The organism is Virgibacillus siamensis, assembly GCF_900162695.1.
Lineage (GTDB): Bacteria > Bacillota > Bacilli > Bacillales > Amphibacillaceae > Lentibacillus > Lentibacillus siamensis_A.
This window is the reverse complement of the sequence record NZ_FUIH01000007.1, coordinates 90765-117742: the sequence shown is the minus strand read 5'-3', so window position 1 is coordinate 117742 and position 26978 is coordinate 90765. Positions and strand designations below refer to the sequence as shown.

Sequence of the window (26978 nt, the reverse complement as noted above, 5' to 3'; positions counted from 1 at the left end):
ACGACTTAATATTCGCCTGGAGGTCATACTAGTGATATAAATTATTTTCAGAAGGTGATATTGTGAGTGTTTTTCTGGTTGCTGGCACTATCGTAGTGCCATTTATAATGTTTTTATTGCAAAAGGTTTCTTCGAATTATCGTTTAATTTTTAATATAGCTGCAATCATCTCCACATTGATATTTGGGACCATTTCCTCCTTATCTATTTATCAAATTATTAAAGATAATACCGTCTTTATGACAGAAATTCATGCTGTTTTTTTGAATCCATTTTTTCTAGTCACTGGAGCTTATATTGGGTTGTACATCCTTTACCGGCTACTATTAATTACCACGGAAGAACGGGGGCAATGACGTGTGTGTTGGTCGTATAGCCATCCATAAATTAGTACTGACATTACAATTTTCATCTACTATTAACCTTTGAGCTGCTGTCACATACAGTAATCCAGGGTGATGACTTTGGAATCGGCAGTAGTATTTTTGCAAGAAATGTTGATGCTGTACGGTATTACCGCACTTGGATTTATCACAAGGAAATCAGGTATTCTGGACAAACATGCAAATGATGTTCTGACACAGCTTATCCTGTACATCACGTTACCCGCGCTCATTTTATTTTCCCTTGACATTCGTTTTTCTGTTTCCTTAGCAAAAGAATTTACGTGGCTGATTGCCATGTCAGTGTATATACTTATGGTCTCATGCGTTTTGGCATTTTGGATGCGACAAAACGCGCGACTTCCAGCGAAACAAAAAAGTGTCTATGAAGGCCTGATTATTTTTGGGAACCAGGGTTTTATCGGTTATGCCGTCAGTTTTATTCTCCTGGGTGAAAAAGGAATTGTTTACTTGACCATATTCAACTTATGCTATTTAATTCTAATATGGACGTACGGAGTATATTTATTTCACCAGAATAATGCAAAGACGATTAACTGGAAAAATATATTGTTAAATCCGGGTATTCTATCCACCTTGGCAGGGATTACCATTTTTTTATTTCCGATAAGTTTTCCGGATATCGTATCCACTGGATTGGAAAGCGTCGGCAAAATGACCATCCCCCTTTCCATGATTTTAATTGGAAGTTTAATAGCGAATATACCCTGTAAAGAGTTTTTTATTCTGATAAAAAACAGCTACCTGTGGAAGGCGGCTGCATCAAAACTTGTACTGCTCCCTGCAACTCTGTTCATTTTTGCCTTTTTTTCTGTTCCTTTACCAGTCCTTCTAATCGCTGTCATCGTTTCCGGTATGCCCTCCGCTCCAACTATCACGCTGTATTCCCAAAGATATGGGGGTGACACATTATTTGCATCAATCGGCGTACTGCTAACAACAATATTGTGTATACTAACCATTCCATTTCTTTATTTTATGGTAGGCTTTCTGCATAATTAAACTGAACCGTCATCCATGTTTTGGACAAAACGGATTTGGGTATTGCAGCAGACAGAAACTTCATGTATACAGTGAATTCATAAAAAACCAGTGAGGAGATAATTAATGAAATTATATATATTTGAAACATCCCAACTTCTCCCTATATCGCTCGAAACAGCCTGGGATTTTCACCCCACCATGGATGCGTTTTGAAGTTACTGGACGCTTACCCCAGAAAATGTATCCAGGTATGATTACCATGTATCGTATAAATCATTACTTGGGATTCCCGTTAACTGGGTTACAAAAATTACTCATGCAAAAAATTTGAATTATTTATTTTTCAAGGAGTTTTCTCCACCCCTGAAACAGTGCTCTGTATATTCATGGAATGTTTGCACCAATTCCAGCATATATTTTTCATATTTCTTTAATCCTTCTTTATAATCAACAAGATGATTTTCCAAATTATGCATAACAAAACATCCTTTTTAATTTTTCTGAACAGGGACTGTGCCGAACACAGTCCCTGTTCAAGATTGATTTTTTTACTTGATTTCTATTTTTTTCTTTCCTCATCCGATATATCTGTTTCTTCCGCAAACTCCGTACTGTATGCCATATTCCCTGATCTTGAAATACCTTCACCTTCATGGTCCTGCTCTAGTGAATCTTTAAATAAAAGGCCAATGCACACCAATCCACTAATTCCTACCAAGGCGTACACAACTCTTGCCAAGCCGGCATCCTGTCCACCAAAAATTGCAGCAACCAGATCAAACTGGAATGCCCCAATAAGCCCCCAATTAATAGCACCGATTATAACTAAAACCAGCGCAATTCGTGTCAATATACTCATGGATTACACCTCCTTTTGTTTTAGCATTCCTGCCAAAATCATCTTCTGACGGGGTTCAACCAACATTGTGTCAAAAGGCCAATAATCTAACCCGTGACTCATTGGTTGGTTTACATGGTTTTATTTCTTCACAACACAACCCCAGTAGATGTTACCGCAATTCCAAGTACGTAGAATTAATTCTTCTCGTACGTTGATGATAACTCCATGGAATTTGACGGAAGTACTCCTTATTTTCTGCAGCAACTTATTTTTCATACTGATTTGAAGCATCTTGAGAAATAAACATAATTTTTTTCTCATTAGGGAGAACTAATAAATAATACAAGGAAAGAAGGTGACCCCTGATATGCTAGTTCTTGATATCCGAATATATGTAGAACTTGAAGGGGTCAGTCAATTAGTTACAGATATTGTATTTCAATTACTTTCATGGATGGTAGAAGAAGAACGTAAAACTATTCGAGAAACGAAACCAGGTATTGAATTAGGAAAATCAACAGGCTAAATATAAAGGTAGAAAAGTTAATTATCACGCTAACGCTACTGGAAAGGATAAAGCTGTATATGAAAAAGTTATTAAGATCTTGCAGCAAAAACAAATTGTCATGGACATTCACCGATATACAGACGTTTCCAGAAATACAATCTATCGAATAAAACGTGAACTTAAAAAGAAATCTGAAAATTTATCGTAAAACAAACGACTGTTCCCTTTTCCATTGACTTAACTTTAATAAGTTGGTTATAATAAAAACAACCACTTAAGGGAATGTAGGTTCCCTATTGAGCCCCTTTTATTTTGATCACCTTGTAATGGTGGTCATTTTTTTGGTTTTTCTTGACTATCATGGTGGTAAAAGGGCTACTCGTCACTTTCATCGTTATTTTGCATTATAGAATAAATATATAAAGCCTGATTCCTCCTTCTTTTAACGAGGAATCAGGCTTATGATTTTCATACAATCGCGCCCTTTTCTTGAATAGTCTCATTACTATTTCTTAAATCTTTCCCACGAATTCGTATAGATAAGCATAAATACAAATATCACTATGAATAAAACAGGTCCAACAATTAATAACCATCTGTTTTCAAGCGTCTCACTAAGTACCAAGATCATCAAACTAAATGATAAAGCAAACATCATTTTCCCCATAAACTTACTCAACGCGATTTGATCATATTTTTCTTTTTCTTCCTCTGACATCGTATTAAAGCCTGCAATTAAGAAAGATGCCTTTCCACTTGAAAATATAATACCCAGTATAAGAAATACGGCTAGTATAACAATAATTCCCGCAACCATTTATCTTCTTCTCCTCTTGAATTAAAATTAGTTTTAACTAAACTAAACTGCCATTTGACTTAATAACAATTATTTAAAAATCCCCAGGTTTTAGCAATCGCCTTCTTCTAGGATGTGGCCCTAAAAGTAAAAAGGACGCGTTATTCGATAAACGCGCCCGTTTCTGGTATAAAGGACTCGCAAGTTATCTTTTCACAGCCAGACAATAATTAACATTATCAAATGCCGTCATTTGATGTTGTGGATTAGCTTCGTTATATCTCTGAAAAAACTGATTGGTGATCTTATCCGGCGTCATATGTTCATAAACCAGAAAAGAGCTTTCGCTCAACAGCTTTTCCATCTCAAAATATGAATAACCAGAAAGCATTTTTTCGCCCGCTGCCCCGGCCATAGCTGTTTGTTTTTGAGCACGCTCGCCTGCCTTCTTTGTATGGGTGTTTTCATCAGGATAGTCAAAAACTACACTGCTACCCTTTGGTAGATGTTCTGATAACACTTGAAAGACCCCTTTAAAGTTTTCTTCCGACAAATAGTAACTGATTCCCAATAAACTGCAAAAACTAATTTTGTTTTGATCAAGTGCCTTGCAATCAAACAAACGGCTCTGCCAATTATTTTCCGTAAAATCCACAGCAACATAGTGTAAGTTTTTAGGCCTTTGCTCTACCATATCATGAATGCGTTTTTGTTTGTCCGCAATCATATCCGGATGGTCTAATTCAAAAATCTCGATATTTGCCGCCCAGTCAGGTTGACGGTAAGCAAACGTATCGTATCCCGCAGCAAAAATTAAATATTGCTCCGCACCAATTTTCACGGCATTGTTAAGCATTTTTTCAGAAAATGCAGCTCTCCCGAGTGGAGAAGGAGATAATTGATTATCTACCACCCACTGTAAAGCTTTACCTTCTGTTCCATCAAAAGACGGATTAAAGAAATCAATGCCTTTGGACATATGGCTAGCGATTTGTTCGTATTCTTCCCTCGTTAAAACCTCCTTAGCTAAATAATCATCAAATATTTTTATTTCTTTTTGCGTAGAATGATACGCTCGAGCAAAGGCGCTTACAAGTGCAGTCATACTTTTTTGTTCCATTTTTTATCACCTCTATTACTTAATACACCTTCTACAGATGTATAACAAGACTTGAATTTTCAGACATTTTATGATAATGTGGAGCAAAGATAATGTACAAATAATCGTAACAAATGATGATTTGGCATACGTACCTCTAATTTCTCAATAAGTGTTTCAACTCTTGCCCTTATATACAATATTGGCGCTATTCCTTATGGAATAGCGCCCTTTTGCGGAACAAGGCTTTAATGTTTATATCTGAAATTGGGCTAACTCACCTGTTAGTTACTTTAAAAGAATGGCTCTCTGTCATTTGTAAATTCTAATTTAAATGGGATAAGTGATAAGACTACTACCAACGAAAGAAAAGTGAAAATAGCTGTCAAAGTAACAGTCAGATCGAATATATTCAGTATGAAAAGAATAAGTAATAATGCCAGCGAATAAAAACCTGATTTCCAATGACTGTGTGTTGTAATGTATTGCTTTTCACCACACTTTGGGCATTTCTTATGACCATCGATAAAAAATAATAATTCTCCCCATTTAAAAATATATTTACAAGACCAGCATTCAGGTAATGACATTAAAAACCCCTCCCATAATCCCCCATTTTGCAGCTCTTTCATTAATTAGAAACTGATAACAATTAATAGTTATTCAATTTTTGCTCCCGATGACCGAATAATATTATCTTTCACGTTTTCTTTTGAAGAAATTTGACGTAATCAACATTATTATACCTATGACAATTAAGGGGATTGATGATGCTGCAGATGATTCTGGGGTACCTGAAATCCCTGATGTCGTCTCATTAAATGCAATTCCAAAGGCAAAAACCCACAATCCTATAAATGCAATCACTTTTCCTGTTCGATTAAACCTCTTTAAAAACATCTATGTCCCCCCCTTTTCATCAAAAAGTTATTCCATTAAATGGCATGAGTCCCATACAATTCCGAACTCACGCCCAACCAGTTGCTTAACAAAATAACCTGTCTAACTTTATGGGGTCACTTCATATTCTGGATTAGCTCCCGTTCGTATTGCTTAAAACCGTTTTGAAGATTTAATTATTGAATTCACATCATTCTTTTCTTTTTAATCTTTTAAATTCAAAAAACAAATAGGCGCCTATCAGTAAATAGGTTAACAACATTCCAGTAACTAACCGCATTTCTTCACTGAATGAAGTGAAAGATAGTAGAAATGTCGGAAGTTGAAGTGCTATCAATACTACAGGTAAAATAGCAGTCTTAGCCCAAATTGAAAATAGAATAACAAATACTATAAGAATGATTCCTGTTATGACGCTTCCTAACATACCAAATTCAATGGTAGGTGTTTGATAAAACATATCGGCTGTGATCAACCCTATAAAGAAAAGAATACTTATAAATGTTGGAATCAACAATAAAAGAAATTCTGCTGCCTTAGACAATTGCTTTTTGGCCACATAGCGAAAAGTTGTAAAAACTCCCACCATGAATATGATACTATACAATGTCGTTCCAATGATTTGTAATAAGCTATAGCTTAATGTACCTTCCATTACATCTCCTAAAACTGGAGAAGATATTGCACCCATCACAATAAGTGGAACATATTTCGCCCAAGCTTTGTAGTCATTCGTCATCTCGTTTGAAATACTTGTCATATATTCCTGGGGTGATGATCCAACAATGTGCTGAATTGACTTCCCATTCAATTCAGCATCAACAAGATGATCCTCAAGTTCTTCAGCAATTTCGTTAATCTCCTGATTATTTTTCCCACTTGAAAATAAGTACAGTCTTAAATCATCAATAAATTTTTTACTCTGATCTGTTAGTTGATGTTCTTCCATTCTTCCCACCTCGCTCATTGGTTTCTTGATTAATAATTGTATTAACACTTTTTTCAAGGTGGCTCCACCTGTTTAAAAAAGTATGTAAAGCCTGAACACCTTCTTCCGTAAGAGAATAATATTTCCTTTTGGGACCTGCTGTTGATTTTTTACGAACAGACGTTACAAGTCCTTCCCGCTGCATTCTCATTAATAATGGGTAGATTGTCCCTTCACTTATATCATGAAAACCATAATCACCTAAACGTTCAGCCATCTCATATCCATAGCATTCTTCCCCCTTTATAATTGCAAGGAGGCAACCATTCAAGATTCCTTTTAACATTTGAGTTTGCGACATTGTAAGTCCACCATTCTTATTATCTTGTTTTGCAAGGTATATATTAAGTATAAGTTCAAGTAACTTGTAATGCAAGGTATTTTTAATTAATTATTCATTGACTGTTAACTCTGCTTAATTGCTTCTCCCATTAAAAAGGACGTAACCTTTATTTTAGATTTACGTCCTTCAACAGTAACTAAGATAATATTTTTGGATCCTCCTATTCTTCCGCATAGGCGCCCGTTTGCCTAAGATTGATTGATTTTCCCCACTTTCCTCCGTGAAAACTCCCTCTGTCGCACCAGCCGGTGAAATTTTAAGAAAAAGTGGAATACGCAAAGCCTATGAGACTGGAAAAGGTTACATTACAATCCGGGCAAAGGTCAACATAGCACCAAACACATTACAGCAATAATTCATTAGTGCATCGTAGCTATAGAAATTATCCATACAAAAATTTTTCAGACATTCATGCATACCGTTTTACCATCAATGTGCTTATTGCATTTCAGTTTTTTCTGTACCAAAAACAATACCGCTTTGTTTGCGCGCTTTTTCTGTAACAGAAAGAACAATGGAACTCTGATTTTTGAGATACTCATAGGTCTGATTATCTTCATTCTTAATGATTTGTGTAAAATGCTCAATCTCGTACACCATATTGTTATCAACCGCAACCGACTTCAATGCCGATTCCTCTTTCGATGGAGTCTTGATTAACCGCAGATTATTTATCTCGCCGGCACCTTCAAACACCAATGTCCCTTCTTCACCGTGAATCTCACAGGAATTGAAAGAGTTGGCTATTTTCGAACAAAAAATTGTGCTTGTGAAACCATCATAAGTCAAAACCAATGTTCCGCTGCCATCCACACCGTTCTCAAACATTACTGGGTAATACGAAACGTTGTTCGGTTCGCCAAACAATCCTACCGCAACGGAAAGTGGGTACACACCCAGGTCAACAAGGGCGCCACCCGAAAATTCCGCTGTGAAAATGTTTGGCCTTTCTCCCTGCAGGTAGTTATCATATCGTGATGAGTACTGCACAAGCTGTAGTGACATGTTACGAACCCGGCCAATACGACCTGTATTTTCCTTCAACCTTGTAAAATTGGGCGAATGAATGTTACGCATTGCTTCAAATAAATAAACCTTATTTTCTTCTGCAGCCCGGTAGGCTTCCTTCCATTCTTTAGTATTTGAAAAAATTGGTTTCTCACAGATTACGTGCTTTTTATGTTTTAAAAGGGTAAGGACATGTTCATAATGGACTGAATTTGGGGATGCAACATATACACAATCAATTCGGCAGCTGCTTGCCATTTCTTCCAAATCTGTAAAATAGTGCTGTGCGCCATGTTTCTTTGCAAAATCGGCGGCCTTCTCTTCCGTCCGGGAGTAAACCGCTGTCAGCATAAATCCATCTATCTCCTTTGCCGCGCCAATAAATGCATCTGTTATCCAGCTTGTTCCAATTGTTCCGAATTTCATTTTTCTAGCCCTCCCATACAAATACTGCCTAACATCCGTGATGTGAGGCAGTATCATTGAAATACTTTTATTGTTCCAGTTTTTCAATCCGCTGTTCAAGTTTCTGTGTCATTTTCAATTGGGTAATCATCCGCTTAACCAATTGCAATTCAGCTTGTGCTGTCATGACGTGATCCTGTGCATGAATCATAAAGAAGTTTGGTGCTTCTTCGTCATCACTTTGAATCAGCTCTGTCTGATATTGATGTCCTTTTAAAAATTCCTCATTCGCTTCTTCAAGCAGTTTTTCAGCTTCTTCAAAATTGTATTCTTCAGCCTCGTTTAATGCTTCATATGCCGCACCACGGGCGTTTCCGCCATGTAAAATAAGCTGCATCATTATTTCTTCATAATTCATTTTGCTGACCCCTCTCTAGCTGTTTGCCGGTTCTGCATCGTTATATGAACTTTCTTCATCAACAAGTTGTTTTTCATACCGCTTAAAAAATGGATAGTAAATAACGGCAGCGATAATCGCGTTCATGATTTGAACAAGTCCCGCTATCACAGATCCGCCAGTTGCGATAAATCCGCCAAAGAAAATAGGCACTGTAAATGGTGGCTGAACAACCACTGGAGGCATTACACCGGTGGCAAACAGAATATAGTTGATGGTTACGATAATGACCGGACCTAATACAAACGGAATAATCAATATCGGGTTCAACACAATTGGTACCCCAAAGATAACCGGTTCGTTTATATTGAACAATGACGGAATAATTGCTGTTCGGCCAACCTGTTTTAGCTGAACAGATGCCGAGAACAGCATGAAAATCACCAGACCAAGTGTTGCACCGGAACCACCAATATGTGTAAACATGTGGAAGAAGGGCTCTGTTACGATACCAGTTGCTTTTTCCCCAGCTTCCACAGCGTCAGCATTTGCAGCAAGCTGTGTCATCCAAAACGGGTATGCCACTGAAGACACAACGTTCATTCCATGAATACCAATGGACCAAAGTACAAGCATTACTAAAATCATACCAAGTGCTGCCCAGTAAGAGTTGGATGCTGCTACTAGCGGACTGAACAGGTCCAATACCAATTGTGGAATTGTTTTTCCAAAGTTTTCCCAAACAATCCAGGCCAATATCCAAACCAACGGCAAAATAATCATGAATGGAACAAGCGCTCTGAAGGTTCGCATCACATACGGCGGTACACCCGCGGGCATTTCAAAAGCCACACCTTTATTGATAAGAAAACGCATGAGTTCGGTAGTGACTATACCTAAAATAATTGCTACAAATAATCCCTGTCCACCAAGATAATTTAAAATTTCTCCAAATGGCACTTGCGTAATATCTGTTACCGGAAATGCAGTCATGAAAAATGCCAACATGGAGAGGATACCTGCCATAACGGCATCCATATCTTCCCGGATTGCCAGACTGTACCCGACACCAAACGCAACAGTCATTGCCATTAACCCAAAAGTCAGATTGAATGGAAATAACAGCTGTGCCTGAATCGGCTTAACCGCATCTTCCCAAGCGTTTATAATCCCCCAGTCCAGTGAGGTTGGCGGGTTCGCGATAATCAGGAAAACCGCCCCGGTAATAATAACCGGTAACGCAAAAATAACGAATGCATCACGAATTGCCTGCAAATATTTGTTTTGCGCTATCTTACCCAATGGTTCCATCAGGTGATCTTCAAGCCATTGTGCTAAATTCATTGTTGATCCCCCTTTATCATGTTCAGTGCTTGATCAAGCACCTTATCGCCGTCCATTAATGCAAATGCACGCTGGTCAACCAGTTCAACCGGAATGCTATGCTGTTCTGCTACCTTGGTTACCTCCTTTTTCAGATGGCGTACTTGTGGCTCCAATAAAGCGACGTCATATTCGCTCGCTTTTTGTTTGAATTCACCTGTACCCCCTGCGAATGCCTCAAGGTCTATCCCTTTTTTTTCTGCTGCTTCCTGTACTTTTTTAGCCAACTGACTTGACGTAGCACCCCAGCTACATAAAATAATTAATTTCATATGGAATCTCTCCTTTTAATTGTATTAGTTTTTGGCAAGAATTCTTTTTGCCATGGCATCAATTTTCTGATAGTGCCCCATCAACCAATAGGAAAACCAAGTTGCGGCACAAATAACGACCGAAAAGGCTATACCGAATCCCAGAATCAGATTAGCGGATGGCTGATTGGTGAATACAGAATACAGTCCATAACCAATCCAAATCATTGAAAATACAAGTCCATATATAAATAAAAACCTTTTCATTTTAATCCCCCCTTTTTAATCCAACGTTTTTACCTTCTATACTTCCGGTTACACATAACAGGAAAGGATAACCATCGCGCAACCATATATATTTATGCAAAAAACATGCCAACATAAATGATGGCTGCACTTACAAGCAGAAAAGTGCCATAAGTTCAGTATTTCGGTGAACAAAATGTTTTTATAAGTTTGTAAAAAAACACAAAAAAATAATGTGTGCAATACTATTTGCACACATTATCGAGAAAGCTTAACTAATTCTTTTTTTATTTCATTTGTAAATTTGACCTGAAACGCTTCTTCGATTTTATGGAAAAGCGGATTCCAAAGCTTATGTTCCTTAGCTATAAGTGCCGTCGTGTTATCAATTGGAAATGAAGAAATATACTGCTCCAAGGTCCCCTTTACACGAACCGAAATAATCCGATCAACTAACACACTGAGATGCATCCACATGCCCAGTTCCCTGTTTGTGTCCCAGTTATAATAGTCACGGATTGGAGGAATGTGGTTATTTAAAATTCCTGCAATGGTTTTCGGGTTAACATAAGTAACAATTTCGCCAAGCCCCTGAACAATCAGATCATAAAGTTCCTCCGTTGAAACATCTTCTTCCACCGAAGGAATTTTTGACTGCCGGGTGATCTCCAGCAGTTTCAGCATCCGGGAAATTCCCTCCTGCTGCAGCAGTTCCCAAGCCGGAATATATGGAATACCATCAATGGAAACCGGTACAGTCCCAATAATTGCAATTACTTCATAGTAGCTTTTTAAATCATCAAGAACTGATGTATCTTTCGTACTGGGATCGATTCGCACCGTGCGGATTAACACATCCTGATCAAATGTGGAAAGCTGGTTTTCAATCCAGGACTCAAGTAATTGCGCCGCACCCTCACCTGTAAAGCATACCGTAGCAATCAGCCGTTTCTTTTTAATATTTGCCGATTCCTGTTCTTTTTCCATAAATGCAAACATGGCTTTTTTTGCTGCATCATACACATCATCCAATGTCTGATCGGAAGTTAATGATTTCCTGCCAGCCTCCAAAATCATAGGCAAATTCACACTTGATAGCGTTTTGATTGGTACATCCAGTTCATGCTTGATTGCATCACCCATCGTAATTAATGAACCAATATCAACGAGTATTAGTGCCCCTTTAGTATGTTTCAGCCCATTTATCTTATGTTTGACCCGTTCGTACGTGTCAGTGGCAGAGATGTTCAGCGGCATATCAACCGCATGGATAACATTACTTCCAAGCAAATAGTTTGTTACCTCTGCCATGGATGATGCCGTTGTTTTCCCATGAGTCACCAGAATGACTGCTATGGATTGTTCACGGGACGCTTCCCGCTGATACTGCTGGTCAGGTGTCAAAAAATGTGCAATCAATTCGACTTCTTCTGTCGGTAACTTCATTCCAATAGATTTCTGTAAGTATTCAGCAAGCTGATTTGCCGCTTGACGATAGGCTGTATTTGGATGAACCATTACCGGTATCGGGGCTTTGGCCACATCCCCCTTCAAATGGTTGCGGTAATTTTGCAAATGCAGCCCAATGACATACAGCTGATTTTCATGAATAGTTACAGACGGATTGTCTTTTAACTGGTTCGCCGCCTTTTTTAAAGCGGATAACAAGTCATCGCCAATTAGTTTTTGCCACCCCTGTTGCGGGCCACCCGGCTGCTGATACTTATCGGTCAGATCCCGAATATAATTCAGTACAACAGTTTGTGAATCTTCATTTTCATTTTCATCTGACCTGTCCAATCGCTGATATATATTCGGAAATGAGAAGGCGGCTTTTCCCCCCGATTTCTTCGCTTCAATCATCTGAACAGCCTGCAGCTCCCCTTTAGCTGATGGAGTACCTTCACCTGGGAAATCTTCCATTTTTATAACAACTTTCTCATCTTCCCCATTGATATACCGTAAGTAAGCACGGGCACAGACAATCTGTATATCACTTTTCAATTGACCAATATTCCCCGGGCAATTATACGTCAAAAATGCATCATGACAATTATCCTCAATGGCCAAGGATGTGTTCATTTTCGCGGCTTCTTCAGCTAGAAAATATTCAACCAGCGCCTCTCGCTCAGCGATGGTTCGTTCCCGGAGTGGCGGAATATTTAACTTAACGGAAAAACGTCTCCATAGTGTTGATAGCAAGTAATCTTGGGAATCCTCCGTAGTGGCACCGATTAAAGCTATGTTAGCAGTGCGTTCCTGTGTCGCCTCACCCAGCCGGCGATAAACACCCTTATCCATAAGATAAAATAACATTTCCTGTCCAGATGGCGGGAGACGATGGATTTCGTCAAGAAAAAGAACCCCGCCATTTGCCTGTTCGACCAACCCTTTTTTATCCCTGGCAGCACCGGTAAATGCACCTTCTTTAATCCCGAAAATCTGTCCAACAAGCAATTCAACATTCTGTGCATAATCAGCACAATTAAAAGCAATAAATGGTGCTTCTTTTTTATCTTTCGACTTTTCGATTGCCATTTCCGACAACGTTTCTGCTAAGTAGGATTTACCTGTGCCTGTTTCACCTGTCAGCAAAATTGGCAGTGGTCTTGACGGATACAAAAAGGCTGCCATACCTGTTTGCAAAATAGGCTGCAGACTATCGCCGGCTCCAATCACATCTGTACCTGCAGATTGATTAGGGACGGATACTTTAAATGCGTACTTTACCGGCTTGCCTGAAATTTTCACGGCTTTATTTGCTTTTACCAGGTCATTTAAATAACGGCTGGCGGTTGAACGGTCGATATCCAGTTGTTCTCCGATGTCACCGGCACTAAGTCCGTTTTCGCCTGCTTTACCGAGCTGTTTATAAATATCCATCATGCGACTCATAGTATGCTGATCCCCGTTCGTTTGTTAGTTATAGTCCACGTTTCATTTTAGCAGAAAAGTCCGAAAATGCATACAAACATATTCGATAAAAACCTTTAAAATCCTTGTGATAACAGGGAATTTTATTTATTCAGCGACCCCTGGTTAGCTAACAATAATCGGGACCGCAAATTACGCTTTTTTAAAAGAAAATGTGCGCAGAAGTTTTACACACATTTTAAAAGCGAAGCTGGCATATTAAAAGGAAGGCATATCTTCGCTGCTTCATCGTCCCGTATTTGTTTGGATTCCCTGTGACAAGACATCGCCTGCCACAGGGAGTTATTACCTTGTATCACCCTTAAGAAATCTATTGCCACTTCTTAATCAGGTAGTCAGCATCAGCCTTGAGAACCTTATAGGCTTTCTCAGAAATCAAATCATTTCCTTTTTGATGGTCCAGCAAACGTTTAAAACCTTTCATGTGTTTAACAACTTTTTCAGCTGAACCATTTTCTTCGTAACGGCTCACTGTAACCAGGTGAATGCGTAAAGAACGGGCAACACGGTCATTTGCGAATTCACCGGTTTCCTTGTAACGCTGAACAAGCATTTTCAAGTTAGTTGCAGTTGTTTCCGAAACTAACTTAATAGATTTAATCGGTCCACTATATATTCCGCCTCCACCTGTACCATCAAATACCCTAATACTAATAACATTATTCTGGCCGTATTTTATAGTATCAGCTGGAATAGTATATTCCCTCATTTGATTCCAAGCCGTTTTCGCTCCGTCCCAACCATCCCCAGTTGGAAACTTTCCAGATTGGCCAATCTTTTGGCCATTAAAATAGGTCGCGTCCATATCATCAATTTTTCCTAAAGTTACCTTCAATGAATGACCTTTCCACTCTTCAGGAATAAAAATCTCCTTCCGGTACCAGCCATAGACATTATTTTCCGTATAGTTAGAGTGTTCTTCCCAACTTGCCGGCAGGTTTACTTTTTGCCACCCGCTATCGTCGTATCCTGGTGCTTTCCAGTCGAGATTGTCCCCTTTGTGGAACAACCAACCACCCGCAAGTTCAATTTTAGGTAACGCTGCCAACTTTGACTCAAGATTACCGATGGCCACTTTATATACACCTATATTGTCAGAAGTTGAATAAGTAAATGTCACATCTTTACTTCCTCCCCCTGCTTGGGCAGGTACCTCAATCCTCTTCCTCTTGACTAATTCTTCATTAATAAAAAGCGGCACTTCTGCCACATCTTTATAGCTGCCAAAGTTAGTGACTTCAGCTGTTGCCGTAATTGTCTGATCTTGAGCTGATACACTAAAGTTACTGTATTCAAATATTGTTTTTTTCTTTTCTACCGTTATCTTTTTAGCAGGTAATCCGTTTACACTGATTCTGTGATCACCGGTTTTAAATAGTTTATTATAGGTGAATCTGATTTCCTCAGTACCTCCAGGAGCAACTCTTACATGCTTTTTTGCGACTGTTTTGCCATCAATTTGCAGTTTTAAATTTTTTCCAACGATGACATTGCCTTTATTTCTAATATTTACCTTTATTTCAAATGAATCATTTGATTGGATAGACTCAGGAACGTGTGTATAAGACAACTTCATTTTCTTTGCTTTATAATTTGGAAGTTTTGCTATTTCTTTTTTACTTGCTGGATAAATTCTGACGGCCTGCCCGCCCCCAGCTGCAAGAGACGCAACGAATGTGTCATTGGACTTCACAATGGCTTTCTTTATTGAAACCGGATTCGGGTTCGTTTTCCAGTCCGCGTTAGGTCCATCCGAGTAAATCTCTGCGACATATTTTTTACCCTTGTCTAAGAAATCGAGATCTATTTCTAAGTCTCTCGCTTGCTTATCCGTGATACTTCCGATATACCATTCTTCTCCTTTTTGGCGGATGATGCTGACATAATCACCAATTTTAGCTTTCGGTACAATGATGTCATCCCACGTAACTGGAACATCTTTGATGAATTCAAAGGCTGGTAAAATATTTCCGTCTTCGTCTTTATAGTTTTTGGGTTCATCCGCGACCATCTGGACCCCGCTGCTGATTGTTACATACAAAGCCAATTGTTTTGCACGGGTTGTAAGGACTCTAGTATTGGGATTGTTTGACGTTTTCACATCAAATATGCCCGGTGTAAAATCTATAGGTCCAGCCATCATTCTTGTAAATGGAAGGATTGTCGAATGCTTAGGTAAATTGTTATCGTCGCCAAAAGCAGCATATTCCATTCCACTAACTCCTTCACGACTCATCCAATTAGGATAAGTACGACGGAGGCCGGTTCCCTTAATTGGTTCATGGGTATCAATCATTATTTGATGCTTAGCTGCCTTTTTCACGGCTTCTAAATAATGATTAACCATATATTGACCATGGTGACTTTGGTCTTCTGGATTATGCATTCCGTTATCGGCTACGTAACCGCTCTTAATAGCATGAATTCCTAATTCTTGATATAAATCATATGCTTCATCCATTTGTTTTTCGTAATTTATGATGTTTCCAGAAGTCTCATTGTGCATAATATAGGACACACCATGATCTTGCGCATACTCGACAACTTCTTTTAAGTTATAGTCAGGATAAGGTTGAGTGAAACTAAATTCATCGCCATTTTCCATCCAATTTCCATCCCATCCTATATTCCATCCTTCAACTAACAGACCAATATTTTGATTTTCAGAATCAAGATATTTATAAGCGAAATCGATGTATTTTTTTGCATTTTCCGTTGTCGCACCGTGCTTTGGCCCTGATTCCCAAGTAGAATCGCCACTTATCATTTCCCACCAAATCCCGATATATTTCATTGGTTCAATCCATGACGTATCCTCTAAAGCACTGGGCTCATTCAGATTTAAAATCATATCAGATTCTACCAAGTCACCGGCATCGTCTCCTATTTGAATGGTTCTCCACGGTGTTTTCACCGGCAAAGCATCCTTCTTAACCTTGACATTACTATTTGGCCATGGGGCTAAATAACTTTTCAGTGTCGTTGATTCCCCATCTACCTTTTTTAAAGCCATGCCAGCATAATCAATAAGTGCCGCTTCATGAACAGTAAGGAAAGTACCTTCAGGTGTTTTCATTGTAAAAGGTGTACTAACTTCTTCTACTTCACTTAACGGTGTATTCTTATAGTTATATTCATAGCTATTCCAGTCATTAGGAATCCACCAGGAGGTATTGTCACTGGAAAATTTGAATTCCGTATTTTCAGCTGTAATCCGGATGTTTTTATCCAAATTTTCCTGTTCGGGCAGGACATACCGAAACCCTACCCCATTATTATAAACCTTAAATACTAAATTCATTTTTCTATTGGGAGCTTCTTTTTCTTGTAAATAAATCGTTAATTGCTTGTAGTGATTTCTTATTTTTGATTTTTCTCCCCATACGGGTTCCCAAGTATTATTAAACGTTTTCATAGATGTTTTCACAATCTTAAAGCTGCCTTTTAACGCCTTCTGATTTTTAAACTCAAATCCCAGGGAGGAAGGTTCAATAAGTTCTTCCCCTTTATAGGAAAGCTCATAATGTGGTTTACCATTCTCGGACAGTTCAAAATCCAAATGAACTTTTCCATTAGGTGAACTTATTGACGCCTTCTTTTCATGATCATTTTTATTTGGACTCTCCGAAGAACTTGCAAATGCAGTCGATACTGAAAGAGAAACCATCAAACTTAATCCTAAAAATAGTATCAGTGTATAACCCTTTTTATTGAACATATTCTCTCTCCTTCTAATATTTAAATACCAATATGACCTATCCTCTCATCAGTAGTTTTGTCACCATCGACTAATGTATAGAGTTTCCAAATTACCACCCCTAACTGTTTTCTTCTACCCTTCTACTTTATTAGAATGTAGATTTTTCCCTCCTTTGTTTAATAACGTTAAAAATATTAGTGCAAATTTAATGCCAATTGGAAATAATCCTGCTACATCAACAATCAAGAGAACAAGAAAAAATGTGTGCAGAGTTTTCTGCACACATTTTAATGGAATATATTTATAATTTTTTTCATATCTATTTTCCGCTTCCTTTTTCAGTATATCTATTTCTTCCTGAATTATTTACAGATACCTCTTAGATGACCTATTGCTCCTAGTCCTTTTCCTACTTCTACTAAGTATATTAGATCCACTCATGGTTTATCTCATTACCTTAGTAAACCTCATTCTTTTTATTCTTTTCTTCCTTAACGTCTTTTCATAAGTACCGATTAATTGGTTTACCGGCTTAACAAGTAGTAAAAACGTCCCACTAATACTGACGGAAAACTCAGTCGCTGTTGTAAAAAGAAAAATTGGAGATCTTGGGACCGCATTATTTGGGTCATAAATGGGGACATATCCTGTAAATCCCTAACGCAAATGCAATGATGGCCAGAATATTAAAACCTTTTGTATACTTGTAAGCATTCTTCCCATCCACAGGGTATAGTGACCGCATCGTAAATTTTTGCTTTCTGATCTGATTAAAGTTCACCAAAAGCAGTGCCGCAGGGCTACCGTTAATTATTTTTGCTTTGAATGTTGTAAACAAAGCGTAGTGATCCCTTTCCTTAAAAAAGGCTTCGTTAACCGAAACAATATGTTCAACTTCTATTGTTAACCCTGCCTCTTCTTTAACCTTGCGAATAACTGCCTGTTCAAACGCCCCCCCCTTTCAACTGCCTCCGCCAGGAAGAGACCAGCCACACCCCGATTATTAACCATCAGAACCTTTCTGCAAAATGGCTCAATAAGCTAATAACGGGCGTTATCTTATTTCTGATAAGCGCCCGTTATCGGCATAGTACAATGTTTTACGCAACGACCCTTTATTGAAATAAAATTCTGCACGGACTTAATTTAGACTGTATTTATTCCTTTATCATCACTTGTGAAACCTATGAAATTGATAATTAAAACATAAAGGGGATAGACCATTAATATACCTATCATAATGAAACCGGCTCCGGGGCTAAGCATATCACCTTCATATGTTATCGGAAACAAAGATGCAATTATATATACAAAAAGAACAAAATATGGAACCCATAGGATTACTGTCCAAAAGTTAGCCTTACGACCTCTCAGTAAATTTCTTGTTAAGAATATGATAAGGAGTGTACCAATTATAAATTCAATAACGATAACAATATAACCTATTGTCTGTACAGTATTAAATTCCCAACCGGTTAGTCTACTGACCCTGTATAATTCGCCCATAAATCGAATCGGAATAAATATGATAAGGGCATATAACATACTAACCAAATTTAATTTTATAAAATATTTCATTGAATAGATCTCCTTGCCGCCCTTTTCTGGAATAGTCTCATTTCTGCTATTAGCTAGTAAGGTTTACTTACCCGAGAATAAAGGCACTTCCATTACTTTTTGTTTTTCTGTGATTTTTCAAGGATTCTTATCACTATATAAACTACAGCTGCTAAAATTATTCCTTGCACAAAAAAAGGTGATATTTGCACAAAAGTGTCCACTTATTCACCCCCTCATAATTTTTAAATTGGTTGCATTCAAATTGGCTGCATCATTAGTTATATTAGTATCATTTATACTTCTATACCCTTACAAAAATTCATATTTCTTCAATGATCCTATGTGCTATCTTGATAACAATTATCTCAAATATCTGTAATTTCCACAAAGGTTTACTTTCCCAATCTGGCCCTTATGAGCAAGACGAGCACAGCTCTTATTCGATTACTGCGCCCGATGATTGAACAATCACTAATTTAATTTCTATGGTTCTTGGTTTTCAAACCAATTTAACGCCCGCTGTTCCAATTCCTTTACAAAAGGTTTTTTTGCCTTGCTGTAGAAAGCAGTATCGTCATATTGTTCAGCCAATTCTTCTTTAAAAGATCTATATTTTTCAATTTCGTCGGGATGAGTCCTTAAATAATCTCGTAACACCAGATGTCGCCTTATTTGTGGGTTATCATACTGATAAACATGAATATGATGGGTTCTATTTTCCCCACCTTTTCGAAATAATCGTCTGCCCTGAATTCCCCATTCGCCAGCAACATCATATCCAAGTATGCGCATCCGTTCATTGAATGAATCGATTTTCTTGATGTCTTTTACAAGACACATCATATCAATAACAGGCTTTGCATTCATGCCTGGAACAGAGGTACTTCCAAAATGCTCAAATTTGATTATTTCATCCCCGAAGATTTCTTTTAAAAACTGGGCTTCATTATCGAACATTCGAACCCAATTTTTATCATACTCCGACAGCCGAACTTTCAACCGAATTCCCCCTTACTACAGCATTTTATTGATCCATTCAAATTCCTATTTGTTTCACAAATAATGAATATCCGCTAAAATAAATCTTATCTATGACCAACACACCCCGTTGATTTCATAGTCTTCTGAGGAATCTGCTTCCCCTGTTAAACACGAAAAACAGCTTTGGTAAGCAACCGCACTGCCTACCGCCCAGATTTCCTGACCACAGTTGAAATAAGTTTCTCCATTTTTCTTATCTTTAACTGCCTGTTTCAGATCCTTTCTTAACTGATTAGGATTTTCTTCAGGATTATTTTTGCAATGCTTATTCACAAAAGCTTCTATCGATATGGGTACCATGTATGCCTCCCCTTTCTCATTGTCCTTATTTCCTATTCTATCGTAATTCTTTAATTCGAAAAACTGTTTCTTATTTAGTCAATGAAAATGGGCGCTCTTTTCAAAGAAAGCGCCCGTTAGTTGAAATCCCATTATTATTTTTTCTTAACTGGTATCCAAATTTCACTCTTAAATTTCGGCGAGCTTGTATCTTTATTTTCATTCCAAAGTATTTCGGGGCCTTCTATTTGCTCAAAGTTTGAAGAAGGAAACCACTCGGAATAAATACGTCCCCAGATATCTTGTAACGTTTCAGGAAATGGTCCAACAGAGTCAAACACGGCCCACGTTAGAGACGGAACTTCATGTTTAGTCAGGCTAGCAGGACACTCGTTTGTTGTAGCCACACCAATATAGTGATCCAATCCCCCTTTTTCCTCCATCCGAGTTTCAGAAAAGTTGGTAGATGCACTAATCAAACCAATAGGTTCGATATTGGAAAGTTTTTTGAGCTTATTTATAGTCCCATCATCTAAACTTTCCCACATAGATTCAATTTCTGGGTTAACCCCGTTAAAAATAATAGGAACCCTTTTCTTAATCCCAACGATGTTAAATCCTCGTTTTTCTTCAATTCGATAATTCATTTCTTTCCCACCTTTAATTGATAATTGAAAGGTCATTCGTGGATAAGCTTTTATGGTGTGACCATTATTTCTGGCCTCCGATGGTGTTACTCCGTGAAGGATATGAAACGCCCTCGTAAAAGAGTCCGGAGAATTATATCCATACTTCATGGCCACATCAATAACTTTCAAATCGCTATTGTTCAGCTCAAAGGCCGCAAGCGTGAGACGTCTTCGCCGAATGTATTCCGACAATGTTACACCTGCCAGAAAAGAAAACATTCGTTTAAAATGATACTCTGAACACAATGCACGCTTTGCTACTTCACGAGCGTCAATATCATTTATAAGATTTTCTTCAACATATCTTAGGGCGTCGTTCATATTCTTAAGTGAATCCACTTCAATGACCTCCCTTCATCAATAGAATAGCAGGAAGTATAGTACATTATCCGACTTATCGTGCACACTTATGCAGGATTACTTACTTTGCAACAATCTGGGCCTTATGTGCGATATTGGCGCGATTTTATTAGATAATCGCGCCCGTTAACGTAATAGTCCTTTCTGCTATTGGCTCGTATCGTATTGTTGAAAGGTGTATTGTAAATAAAAAGTAGTTTGACCTAAAAAGTCCCCAAAGGTTCAGTACATAAATACCACCATTGTATCTTTTGATGAAAAAACCAAACAACTGTCAGAATGTCCTAAAATATACAGTAAGATAAAAACAAGCAAAATTCTATAATTGAATTGCTATCCCGAGTCTGTACCCTTCTTCATAATTTCGCATAACTCTATCCTTATACAAACGCTGATCAAGGTAAACTTTTGGCCGGTCTCCCTTATATTTAGGTGAAACATGATAAATCAAAATAATTTTGGCAGTCATGTCAGGTTCTAAGCTGCGCAATTTTTCAACACTAAACTCCCCGTCTCTGGTCTGAAAATAATCCAGTCCATATCCCAATTTAGCTGTTAATAAATGCATGACATCAATATTTTTATTTGATACATTATGGACTTCCATTTCAATGGTGAATGGTATTGATTTATAATTATTTTCCGTTTTCATTTTGCCATAAGACGCACGTTTGATTTGTAAAATAGCGTTGTCTAGTCTTATTTCTTCTCCAAGCTCATACGTGTTAATTTTATATTCTTTCGCTACACCTGCATTTACTTGATAAACCCTAAATCCCCAGACAACAACTAACACTACCGATAAAATGACCAGCATCCACTTCTTTTTATTCATCTTCTTCACCTTGCGGGTCATACGTATCAATAATTTTTCCATTCTCCATTAAATAAATTATATCGGAAAGAAAATTAAGCTCATCCTTGTCATGGCTTGCCAATAATATACATTTATTCTTGGATTTTAAATTCAGCAATAACTCTTTAAATTCTCCTACTCCATCTGAATCAAGTGCATTAGTTGGTTCATCCAGGATAATAAGATCCGGTTCTTCCATAATCGCCTGGGCAATTCCCAATCTTTGTTTCATGCCCAGTGAGTATTTGCGATATTTTCGTTTGTCTTCCGGGTCGAGTCCAACTAGTCGTATCGATTCTTTAATGCGTTCATCACTGATTCTTCCTGTTAAATCAGCGAGCAACTTCAAGTTCTTAAACCCGGTATAACCATTGATAAAACCCGGATTTTCTATCAGTACGCCAACACTTGATGGAAAGGATATTTCTTTACCGAGTACCTGACCATCGACTTTTACAGAGCCTTTAGATGGAAGAATTAATCCGCTTAACGCCCTGAACAACATTGTTTTACCAGAGCCGTTTTTGCCCCTGAAGCCATAAATCCTCCCTTTGCTTAAGGTTAGATTGATCTCTTTTAAAATAGATTCGTTTTTAATTTCTTTTGACAACTGACTCACTTGCAAGAAGGCTGTATCTGTCATCTTTTTTCCTCCTAATAATGATCCTTTTTCCTAAACACCATTACAATAGCAATGCTTAAAATTGCGTATAAAAATATGCAGTAAATAATAGAAAAACTAAACGTCAGACTGAGATTCTGACTGAAAATGTGATGTTTTAAAATCATGGAATGCACAGCCGGTAACCACTTGCTTCCATAAAAAGTAGATATGCTACATAGTAAGATCACACTGAAAAACACCGTGATTTTCTCAAAAAACTGCATACCCAATAATATAATGCCTGACAACACAACGCTTGTTAATACAAAACCAACCAACATTTGAAACAAAAGCTGTTCAGGCGACGTTTCCATATTCATTGCTGGTTCAATTGCAGTTAGAAAATAATCAGAAATACCTATGGAAAAGTCGTTTAAAACAACTCCTGATGAAACATAAATAGCCAAAAATAACAATGCCACTGTGATTATGTTTTGTATGAATATCCAACAAATTTTTGCTGAAATATAGGCAGTCCTTGAACCACTCCGTATTAAGGCATACGTTTTGTTTCGTTGAAAGTCATTAAATAAATAATCTCCAATCAAAAACAGAATAAAAAACTGAATAAAATTCCAATAAAATGGGATTTGATAATCGGTAATATGTTTGATTTTCCCATTATCCTGAAGCAACAGAAAAAATGTTCCAACGCTGTTTGCATCAAATTGTTTAATTTGAAGGCTTTTCATAGTCGACAAAAATATAATTATGGTAAAAAAAACAAGGTATTTGATTTTTCCATATTGCCAACTATTAATTAAATCACGAATAAACAGCTTATAAAAACCCTTGGCGTTCATGAAAGGAAGTCCTTTCTTTGATAGATTAATCCGGTGACTCCATACAATACCAGTGACAATATCAGCAAATAGCTGCAATGAAATAAGGTAGTAGACGGTTCCACCCAATCTCTCAGCGTTAAAATGGCAGTTCCCACAAAAATTCGCATTGGCAACAAGGCGGCATAATCTATGCCCGCAAGAATAACTAGGATAATCATGATTAAGGCACCATTTTTCACGAATTGCTTAAGAAATAACACCAAAAAAGAAATCATAAGGAAACCGAGGAATTTCGTAATAAATAACACTGCTACGACTCTGTTTGTTTCCACATTATCTACAATCATTAGAAAATGTTCAGAGTCATTTACAACTTGCCCAATTGAACCACTTTCCTGAAGCCAGGTATTCTCAAATCCAATTAGCATTCCGCCACCGGTAAAGGAAACAACCAATACAAACAATGTAAGCATCAAAGAAGTCATAATTGCTGAAACAACTTGTACATGCCAAATATGAAAGCGTGACGTTAATGCCAATATAAATCCACTTCGTTCACTTTCATCAACAAACCTAGTTAATACGATTACAATAAAAGGGATTGCAACAATAAGAAACATATTTAAATTCGTACTCCCCAAAAGTCCACCCACATCAGCGATTAAATCGAAAATACCCCAATCAGACCAGGAACCTTGTTGGGAAATGAGCAACAGACAACAAAGAACTGCAAAACAGTACAGCAAGCCAATAAGCCAAATCCTTTTGATGGACATTAACCCCAGATACGAAATTCGTATAATGCTACATCGTTTCATTTTTTTCACCAGCAATTTTATACCAAACATAACTTCCGATTGTTCCAATTAATAAATATAATGGAAAACCCCAATGAAAAGGAACATCGAATAGATACATCATCGAAATAGAGTAATTAACGAAGCCTGTACTGACAAACAATACGTCCAGTCCCATAAATACTAGAAAAGGAAAAACAAGAATAATATATCTGTTTTTAACAGCCGTTGATAGTGCCAATCCTAGTGATGCGAGCAAACCTCCCAATAAAAATAACATGATTACTCTGACCAATATGTATAGAAAGGGTTGATGATAAAAAAGTTCCGGCATAAAAGATTGCGTCCCGACCGAATTCATTCCATAATACATACTGTTTTCTATCACCGGGAAAGCGGTCATCTGCAGTAAAAAGTTAACAACAGGTGGGAAAATGGCTACCACTCCACCCACAATAAAATTAACTATAAAACGAATATTGAGATATTTGCGTTTATTCACCTTAGTTAAAATGGATTTAACAAGTCCTGAATTGTAATCTTGGGCATAAGCATCTGAATACGGAAGTGCCGCCAACAACGGAAATATTAAAACGTAAATGTTGTACGTGGCGGCTCCAAAAAACATCCAGCTTATAAACGGATTTCTTGGATATAAGATATAATAGTCATCTGATACATTTCCCGGCCATGACACAATTACCGGCATTAGTGCCAGAATAAAGCCTGTAAAAAGTAATACATATAAGACCGGGCGAGTTACGATTCGTTTTATTTCCATTCCTAACATATAGTTCACCTAATTTATTTTTTGATAAAATTCCTTTTTTCTGTACAAGCGACTACAAATCAGATAAAGTATGACAATGACTAAAGTGGTATAAATAATATTGAACACCTGTTCTTGAGGTGACAACCAGGTGTCTAAACCAACTCTTAGCTTGCCCGTAAAAAGGCTGAATTCTTGTGGAAGAAAACTATCAGCCCAAAAAACAATCTGCGTGACAAAAAATACAAAGACATTTTTTTGTAAAACAGCTTTTAGCAAAATAATAATAAATGCTATCATAATGGTCATTAAAAATCTTGAAAGTAGCAAATAGCCCCAAACTTTCATGCTTGTCACATGATCTACATAAAGGGGGAAATGCATTTTATTTTCTAGAATAAGATAGACCATCCCTTGCTGCGTCGGCCATAAATTATCGATATGTCCAACTGCCACAAAAGAGCTGACCACACCTGTTATCGCTAATAAAAACGTTATCAAAGCACTCATTATTACAGCAAAAACCATATGTTGATTCAGCAATTTTCTTTTTTCTTTTATTCTTGTAATAACAATATCATTTTCCAGTTGGTCAATTAAAACTGGTATGAGAATGGCGAGTGTCGGCAACACTCCAACATAGAATGTTAACACGCTCATACTGCCACCTGACCTTAGATTGACAATGTAGTCAAACAACGAATTGCTGAACCCATTAGCGGCATAGACAGTACAAAGTATCGCAATGACCAGGATATAACCTATACTGAAAAACACCATTTTTTTGGAGCAATATTTATGTACTAGCATATTATTATTCCCCACTATTTCTTCTCAGCTTCAGCACCAACCGAACTTAGGTTAAATGTTTTATTGGAGACCTTTTTATCACCTGATATGTCCAGTTGAAATACTTCGTTTTCGTTATTAATACCTTCATTGATTTTTAGGTTCTTTGTTCTTACAAAAAGGTCAACCTGATCATCATTTCCAAAAGTTTTCAAATCTAGAAGAATACCAGTATTCTTGGCAACTGTCATTTGGAAAGGCCCAGCCGCAACTTCTGACACACTTTTTGATATGTTCCCTTTTATTTTATATACTTGCATGCCGTTTTCCTCAACAACATGATAACTCCAATCGGGATAATTATCATAAATAAGCTTGGACCACTGACTACTTGTTACCGTGGTATTGGACCATCCCAAGTAGTGATAATAATCTCCCTTATCACCATTTGTATTTTGCTTTGTATAAATATTTTTTTGCGGTCTTTGACGAATAGCGATTCCATCTTTGAACAGAAGATTAGTTATTTCAATAATCTTACCTTCACGTTTTCTTGTTAAAGTTACCCGGTTTCTCTCCTTCATTAAATCCAGATAAAAAGTTACATGAAAAGTTTCTCCCCCAGTGTGTCCCCATTCAAATTCACCCTGCACATTCTTTAAATGATCCCACGCATAATGCACTTTCTTCACAATGCTAAACTTCTTTGGGTGTTTTTTGGCAAACTTTTCAGCATCTTCACTACCAAATGGATATGTTTCGCTCAGAAAAGGATCTTTGTGTTTTGTATTCTCTATCGATACATCCTCTTTACCAACTGAAATTGAATCCTTTTCCAAATCATCCGCAAAAAAATGCGTTATATGCGGATAATATTTAATGCCTACCAATGCTAAGGCTAGTAGTGTAATCACAACAACAGGAAGAACTTTCTTCATTCTAAAAACTCCATCCGATACAAAATTTTAATAAAGAGTCATTAAACCCAAATCATAATTTTACAAGTGTCTGGCTTAAACGACTGCAATATTGTGATTCTATGTAAGAAAAGGGTTTCATCTGATTTGATTACATATCAATTAAATGACTGATACGGTAAGATTAAATCAAATTTTGTAAACGTTCACAATTTTATTATAATCGAACTGTAATATTTGTCAAAAGTGTAAATATTATAATTGGCGATTGTTAAAATGAGTAAA

Annotated in this window: 29 protein-coding genes and 1 pseudogene; 4 read left to right on the top strand and 26 right to left on the bottom strand. The window is 37.4% G+C overall.

The window, feature by feature from the left end:
* The first annotated feature begins 62 nt into the window (after positions 1 to 62).
* Together B1K71_RS04165 and B1K71_RS04160 are read left to right on the top strand one after the other, a co-directional pair.
* Positions 63 to 356 (top strand): transposase, encoded by a 294-nt coding sequence (locus B1K71_RS04165; protein WP_139343295.1) that lies wholly within the window; start codon positions 63 to 65, stop codon positions 354 to 356.
* A gap of 102 nt (positions 357 to 458) precedes the next feature.
* Positions 459 to 1406 (top strand): AEC family transporter, encoded by a 948-nt coding sequence (locus B1K71_RS04160; protein ID WP_428848852.1) that lies wholly within the window; start codon positions 459 to 461, stop codon positions 1404 to 1406.
* A gap of 314 nt (positions 1407 to 1720) precedes the next feature.
* On the opposite strand, the gene B1K71_RS19820 is transcribed toward B1K71_RS04160, so the two are convergent.
* Both B1K71_RS19820 and B1K71_RS04155 read right to left on the bottom strand, forming a co-directional pair.
* Positions 1721 to 1864, bottom strand: coding sequence for a hypothetical protein (locus B1K71_RS19820; RefSeq protein WP_175631832.1), 144 nt, complete (start codon positions 1862 to 1864; stop codon positions 1721 to 1723).
* An 83-nt stretch (positions 1865 to 1947) separates the two neighbouring features.
* Positions 1948 to 2247 (bottom strand): DUF378 domain-containing protein, encoded by a 300-nt coding sequence (locus B1K71_RS04155; protein ID WP_077324747.1) that lies wholly within the window; start codon positions 2245 to 2247, stop codon positions 1948 to 1950.
* A 349-nt stretch (positions 2248 to 2596) separates the two neighbouring features.
* Here B1K71_RS04155 and B1K71_RS19815 point away from each other — a divergent pair, with 349 nt between their 5' ends.
* Entirely contained in the window at positions 2597 to 2755 is a 159-nt protein-coding gene (locus B1K71_RS19815; protein ID WP_175631831.1) for a hypothetical protein, read from the top strand.
* Positions 2756 to 2822: 67 nt separating this feature from the next.
* Positions 2823 to 2945, top strand: a pseudogene (locus B1K71_RS20360) (helix-turn-helix domain-containing protein); the annotation flags it as partial.
* Positions 2946 to 3242: 297 nt separating this feature from the next.
* Here the strand turns inward: B1K71_RS20360 and B1K71_RS04145 are convergent.
* The 24 genes from B1K71_RS04145 to B1K71_RS04025 all read right to left on the bottom strand — a co-directional run bounded on the left by B1K71_RS04145 (position 3243) and on the right by B1K71_RS04025 (position 26714).
* Positions 3243 to 3554, bottom strand: a complete 312-nt coding sequence (locus tag B1K71_RS04145) for a DUF3784 domain-containing protein (RefSeq protein ID WP_077324745.1) — start codon at positions 3552 to 3554, stop codon at positions 3243 to 3245.
* A gap of 184 nt (positions 3555 to 3738) precedes the next feature.
* On the bottom strand, positions 3739 to 4653 hold the full coding sequence (locus B1K71_RS04140) for a class I SAM-dependent methyltransferase (RefSeq protein WP_077324744.1): 915 nt from the start codon (positions 4651 to 4653) through the stop codon (positions 3739 to 3741).
* Between the two features lie 272 nt (positions 4654 to 4925).
* Positions 4926 to 5222 carry a TIGR04104 family putative zinc finger protein gene (locus B1K71_RS04135; RefSeq protein ID WP_175631830.1) on the bottom strand — a complete coding sequence of 99 codons (297 nt, stop codon included), beginning with the start codon at positions 5220 to 5222 and terminating at the stop codon, positions 4926 to 4928.
* Between the two features lie 103 nt (positions 5223 to 5325).
* The gene (locus tag B1K71_RS04130; RefSeq protein ID WP_077324742.1) at positions 5326 to 5532 is read right to left on the bottom strand and encodes a hypothetical protein; all 207 of its coding nucleotides are present in this window, start codon (positions 5530 to 5532) and stop codon (positions 5326 to 5328) included.
* Between the two features lie 190 nt (positions 5533 to 5722).
* On the bottom strand, positions 5723 to 6481 hold the full coding sequence (locus B1K71_RS04125) for an HAAS domain-containing protein (protein ID WP_083954083.1): 759 nt from the start codon (positions 6479 to 6481) through the stop codon (positions 5723 to 5725).
* Positions 6450 to 6821, bottom strand: coding sequence for a PadR family transcriptional regulator (locus tag B1K71_RS04120; RefSeq protein WP_077324740.1), 372 nt, complete (start codon positions 6819 to 6821; stop codon positions 6450 to 6452). Before B1K71_RS04120 ends, B1K71_RS04125 begins: the two co-directional genes overlap by 32 nt.
* A gap of 480 nt (positions 6822 to 7301) precedes the next feature.
* The gene (locus tag B1K71_RS04115) at positions 7302 to 8297 is read right to left on the bottom strand and encodes a Gfo/Idh/MocA family protein (protein WP_077324739.1); all 996 of its coding nucleotides are present in this window, start codon (positions 8295 to 8297) and stop codon (positions 7302 to 7304) included.
* A gap of 67 nt (positions 8298 to 8364) precedes the next feature.
* Complete coding sequence (locus B1K71_RS04110) at positions 8365 to 8694, bottom strand: PTS lactose/cellobiose transporter subunit IIA (RefSeq protein WP_077324738.1); 330 nt, start codon at positions 8692 to 8694, stop codon at positions 8365 to 8367.
* A gap of 15 nt (positions 8695 to 8709) precedes the next feature.
* Positions 8710 to 10017: a PTS sugar transporter subunit IIC gene (locus tag B1K71_RS04105; protein ID WP_077324737.1), complete on the bottom strand. Its 1308-nt coding sequence runs from the start codon at positions 10015 to 10017 to the stop codon at positions 8710 to 8712.
* On the bottom strand, positions 10014 to 10328 hold the full coding sequence (locus B1K71_RS04100) for a PTS sugar transporter subunit IIB (protein ID WP_077324736.1): 315 nt from the start codon (positions 10326 to 10328) through the stop codon (positions 10014 to 10016). Before B1K71_RS04100 ends, B1K71_RS04105 begins: the two co-directional genes overlap by 4 nt.
* A 24-nt stretch (positions 10329 to 10352) precedes the next feature.
* On the bottom strand, positions 10353 to 10574 hold the full coding sequence (locus B1K71_RS04095; RefSeq protein ID WP_077324735.1) for a hypothetical protein: 222 nt from the start codon (positions 10572 to 10574) through the stop codon (positions 10353 to 10355).
* A gap of 237 nt (positions 10575 to 10811) precedes the next feature.
* On the bottom strand, positions 10812 to 13448 hold the full coding sequence (locus B1K71_RS04090; protein WP_077324734.1) for a sigma 54-interacting transcriptional regulator: 2637 nt from the start codon (positions 13446 to 13448) through the stop codon (positions 10812 to 10814).
* 349 nt (positions 13449 to 13797) lie between these two features.
* Positions 13798 to 17205 carry a glycoside hydrolase family 97 catalytic domain-containing protein gene (locus tag B1K71_RS04085; protein ID WP_217697232.1) on the bottom strand — a complete coding sequence of 1136 codons (3408 nt, stop codon included), beginning with the start codon at positions 17203 to 17205 and terminating at the stop codon, positions 13798 to 13800.
* A 1128-nt stretch (positions 17206 to 18333) separates the two neighbouring features.
* Entirely contained in the window at positions 18334 to 18765 is a 432-nt protein-coding gene (locus tag B1K71_RS04075) for a hypothetical protein (RefSeq protein ID WP_077324733.1), read from the bottom strand.
* A gap of 465 nt (positions 18766 to 19230) precedes the next feature.
* Entirely contained in the window at positions 19231 to 19746 is a 516-nt protein-coding gene (locus B1K71_RS04070) for a GrpB family protein (protein WP_077324732.1), read from the bottom strand.
* A gap of 90 nt (positions 19747 to 19836) precedes the next feature.
* Entirely contained in the window at positions 19837 to 20088 is a 252-nt protein-coding gene (locus B1K71_RS04065; protein ID WP_077324731.1) for a hypothetical protein, read from the bottom strand.
* Positions 20089 to 20222: 134 nt separating this feature from the next.
* Positions 20223 to 21095: an AraC family transcriptional regulator gene (locus B1K71_RS04060; protein ID WP_077324730.1), complete on the bottom strand. Its 873-nt coding sequence runs from the start codon at positions 21093 to 21095 to the stop codon at positions 20223 to 20225.
* A gap of 340 nt (positions 21096 to 21435) precedes the next feature.
* Positions 21436 to 21951 carry a hypothetical protein gene (locus tag B1K71_RS04055; RefSeq protein ID WP_077324729.1) on the bottom strand — a complete coding sequence of 172 codons (516 nt, stop codon included), beginning with the start codon at positions 21949 to 21951 and terminating at the stop codon, positions 21436 to 21438.
* Positions 21944 to 22615 (bottom strand): ATP-binding cassette domain-containing protein, encoded by a 672-nt coding sequence (locus B1K71_RS04050; protein ID WP_077324728.1) that lies wholly within the window; start codon positions 22613 to 22615, stop codon positions 21944 to 21946. The genes B1K71_RS04055 and B1K71_RS04050 overlap by 8 nt, the downstream gene beginning before the upstream one ends.
* A gap of 11 nt (positions 22616 to 22626) precedes the next feature.
* Positions 22627 to 23439: a hypothetical protein gene (locus B1K71_RS04045; protein WP_077324727.1), complete on the bottom strand. Its 813-nt coding sequence runs from the start codon at positions 23437 to 23439 to the stop codon at positions 22627 to 22629.
* On the bottom strand, positions 23436 to 24041 hold the full coding sequence (locus tag B1K71_RS04040; RefSeq protein ID WP_175631829.1) for a hypothetical protein: 606 nt from the start codon (positions 24039 to 24041) through the stop codon (positions 23436 to 23438). Before B1K71_RS04040 ends, B1K71_RS04045 begins: the two co-directional genes overlap by 4 nt.
* A gap of 184 nt (positions 24042 to 24225) precedes the next feature.
* Complete coding sequence (locus B1K71_RS04035; protein WP_077324725.1) at positions 24226 to 25008, bottom strand: hypothetical protein; 783 nt, start codon at positions 25006 to 25008, stop codon at positions 24226 to 24228.
* 9 nt (positions 25009 to 25017) lie between these two features.
* On the bottom strand, positions 25018 to 25797 hold the full coding sequence (locus B1K71_RS04030) for a hypothetical protein (RefSeq protein ID WP_077324724.1): 780 nt from the start codon (positions 25795 to 25797) through the stop codon (positions 25018 to 25020).
* Between the two features lie 14 nt (positions 25798 to 25811).
* Positions 25812 to 26714 (bottom strand): hypothetical protein, encoded by a 903-nt coding sequence (locus tag B1K71_RS04025; RefSeq protein ID WP_077324723.1) that lies wholly within the window; start codon positions 26712 to 26714, stop codon positions 25812 to 25814.
* Positions 26715 to 26978: the final 264 nt, after the last annotated feature.

What these genes read in the sequence shown, in the direction of transcription:
- B1K71_RS04105 (WP_077324737.1), bottom strand. Translation starts at nt 10,017, where the DNA reads ATGAATTTAGCACAATGGCTTGAAGATCACCTGATGGAACCATTGGGT.
- B1K71_RS04095 (WP_077324735.1), bottom strand. Translation starts at nt 10,574, where the DNA reads ATGAAAAGGTTTTTATTTATATATGGACTTGTATTTTCAATGATTTGG.
- B1K71_RS04155 (WP_077324747.1), bottom strand. Translation starts at nt 2,247, where the DNA reads ATGAGTATATTGACACGAATTGCGCTGGTTTTAGTTATAATCGGTGCT.
- B1K71_RS04045 (WP_077324727.1), bottom strand. Translation starts at nt 23,439, where the DNA reads ATGAACGCCAAGGGTTTTTATAAGCTGTTTATTCGTGATTTAATTAAT.
- B1K71_RS04065 (WP_077324731.1), bottom strand. Translation starts at nt 20,088, where the DNA reads ATGGTACCCATATCGATAGAAGCTTTTGTGAATAAGCATTGCAAAAAT.
- B1K71_RS04055 (WP_077324729.1), bottom strand. Translation starts at nt 21,951, where the DNA reads ATGAATAAAAAGAAGTGGATGCTGGTCATTTTATCGGTAGTGTTAGTT.
- B1K71_RS04120 (WP_077324740.1), bottom strand. Translation starts at nt 6,821, where the DNA reads ATGTCGCAAACTCAAATGTTAAAAGGAATCTTGAATGGTTGCCTCCTT.
- B1K71_RS04130 (WP_077324742.1), bottom strand. Translation starts at nt 5,532, where the DNA reads ATGTTTTTAAAGAGGTTTAATCGAACAGGAAAAGTGATTGCATTTATA.
- B1K71_RS04125 (WP_083954083.1), bottom strand. Translation starts at nt 6,481, where the DNA reads ATGGAAGAACATCAACTAACAGATCAGAGTAAAAAATTTATTGATGAT.
- B1K71_RS04040 (WP_175631829.1), bottom strand. Translation starts at nt 24,041, where the DNA reads ATGTTTCTTATTGTTGCAATCCCTTTTATTGTAATCGTATTAACTAGG.
- B1K71_RS04160 (WP_428848852.1), top strand. Translation starts at nt 459, where the DNA reads ATGACTTTGGAATCGGCAGTAGTATTTTTGCAAGAAATGTTGATGCTG.
- B1K71_RS04025 (WP_077324723.1), bottom strand. Translation starts at nt 26,714, where the DNA reads ATGAAGAAAGTTCTTCCTGTTGTTGTGATTACACTACTAGCCTTAGCA.
- B1K71_RS04110 (WP_077324738.1), bottom strand. Translation starts at nt 8,694, where the DNA reads ATGAATTATGAAGAAATAATGATGCAGCTTATTTTACATGGCGGAAAC.
- B1K71_RS04145 (WP_077324745.1), bottom strand. Translation starts at nt 3,554, where the DNA reads ATGGTTGCGGGAATTATTGTTATACTAGCCGTATTTCTTATACTGGGT.
- B1K71_RS04050 (WP_077324728.1), bottom strand. Translation starts at nt 22,615, where the DNA reads ATGACAGATACAGCCTTCTTGCAAGTGAGTCAGTTGTCAAAAGAAATT.
- B1K71_RS04075 (WP_077324733.1), bottom strand. Translation starts at nt 18,765, where the DNA reads ATGAAATATTTTATAAAATTAAATTTGGTTAGTATGTTATATGCCCTT.
- B1K71_RS19820 (WP_175631832.1), bottom strand. Translation starts at nt 1,864, where the DNA reads ATGCATAATTTGGAAAATCATCTTGTTGATTATAAAGAAGGATTAAAG.
- B1K71_RS04035 (WP_077324725.1), bottom strand. Translation starts at nt 25,008, where the DNA reads ATGTTAGGAATGGAAATAAAACGAATCGTAACTCGCCCGGTCTTATAT.
- B1K71_RS04100 (WP_077324736.1), bottom strand. Translation starts at nt 10,328, where the DNA reads ATGAAATTAATTATTTTATGTAGCTGGGGTGCTACGTCAAGTCAGTTG.
- B1K71_RS04115 (WP_077324739.1), bottom strand. Translation starts at nt 8,297, where the DNA reads ATGAAATTCGGAACAATTGGAACAAGCTGGATAACAGATGCATTTATT.
- B1K71_RS04090 (WP_077324734.1), bottom strand. Translation starts at nt 13,448, where the DNA reads ATGAGTCGCATGATGGATATTTATAAACAGCTCGGTAAAGCAGGCGAA.
- B1K71_RS19815 (WP_175631831.1), top strand. Translation starts at nt 2,597, where the DNA reads ATGCTAGTTCTTGATATCCGAATATATGTAGAACTTGAAGGGGTCAGT.
- B1K71_RS04140 (WP_077324744.1), bottom strand. Translation starts at nt 4,653, where the DNA reads ATGGAACAAAAAAGTATGACTGCACTTGTAAGCGCCTTTGCTCGAGCG.
- B1K71_RS04030 (WP_077324724.1), bottom strand. Translation starts at nt 25,797, where the DNA reads ATGCTAGTACATAAATATTGCTCCAAAAAAATGGTGTTTTTCAGTATA.
- B1K71_RS04085 (WP_217697232.1), bottom strand. Translation starts at nt 17,205, where the DNA reads ATGTTCAATAAAAAGGGTTATACACTGATACTATTTTTAGGATTAAGT.
- B1K71_RS04135 (WP_175631830.1), bottom strand. Translation starts at nt 5,222, where the DNA reads ATGTCATTACCTGAATGCTGGTCTTGTAAATATATTTTTAAATGGGGA.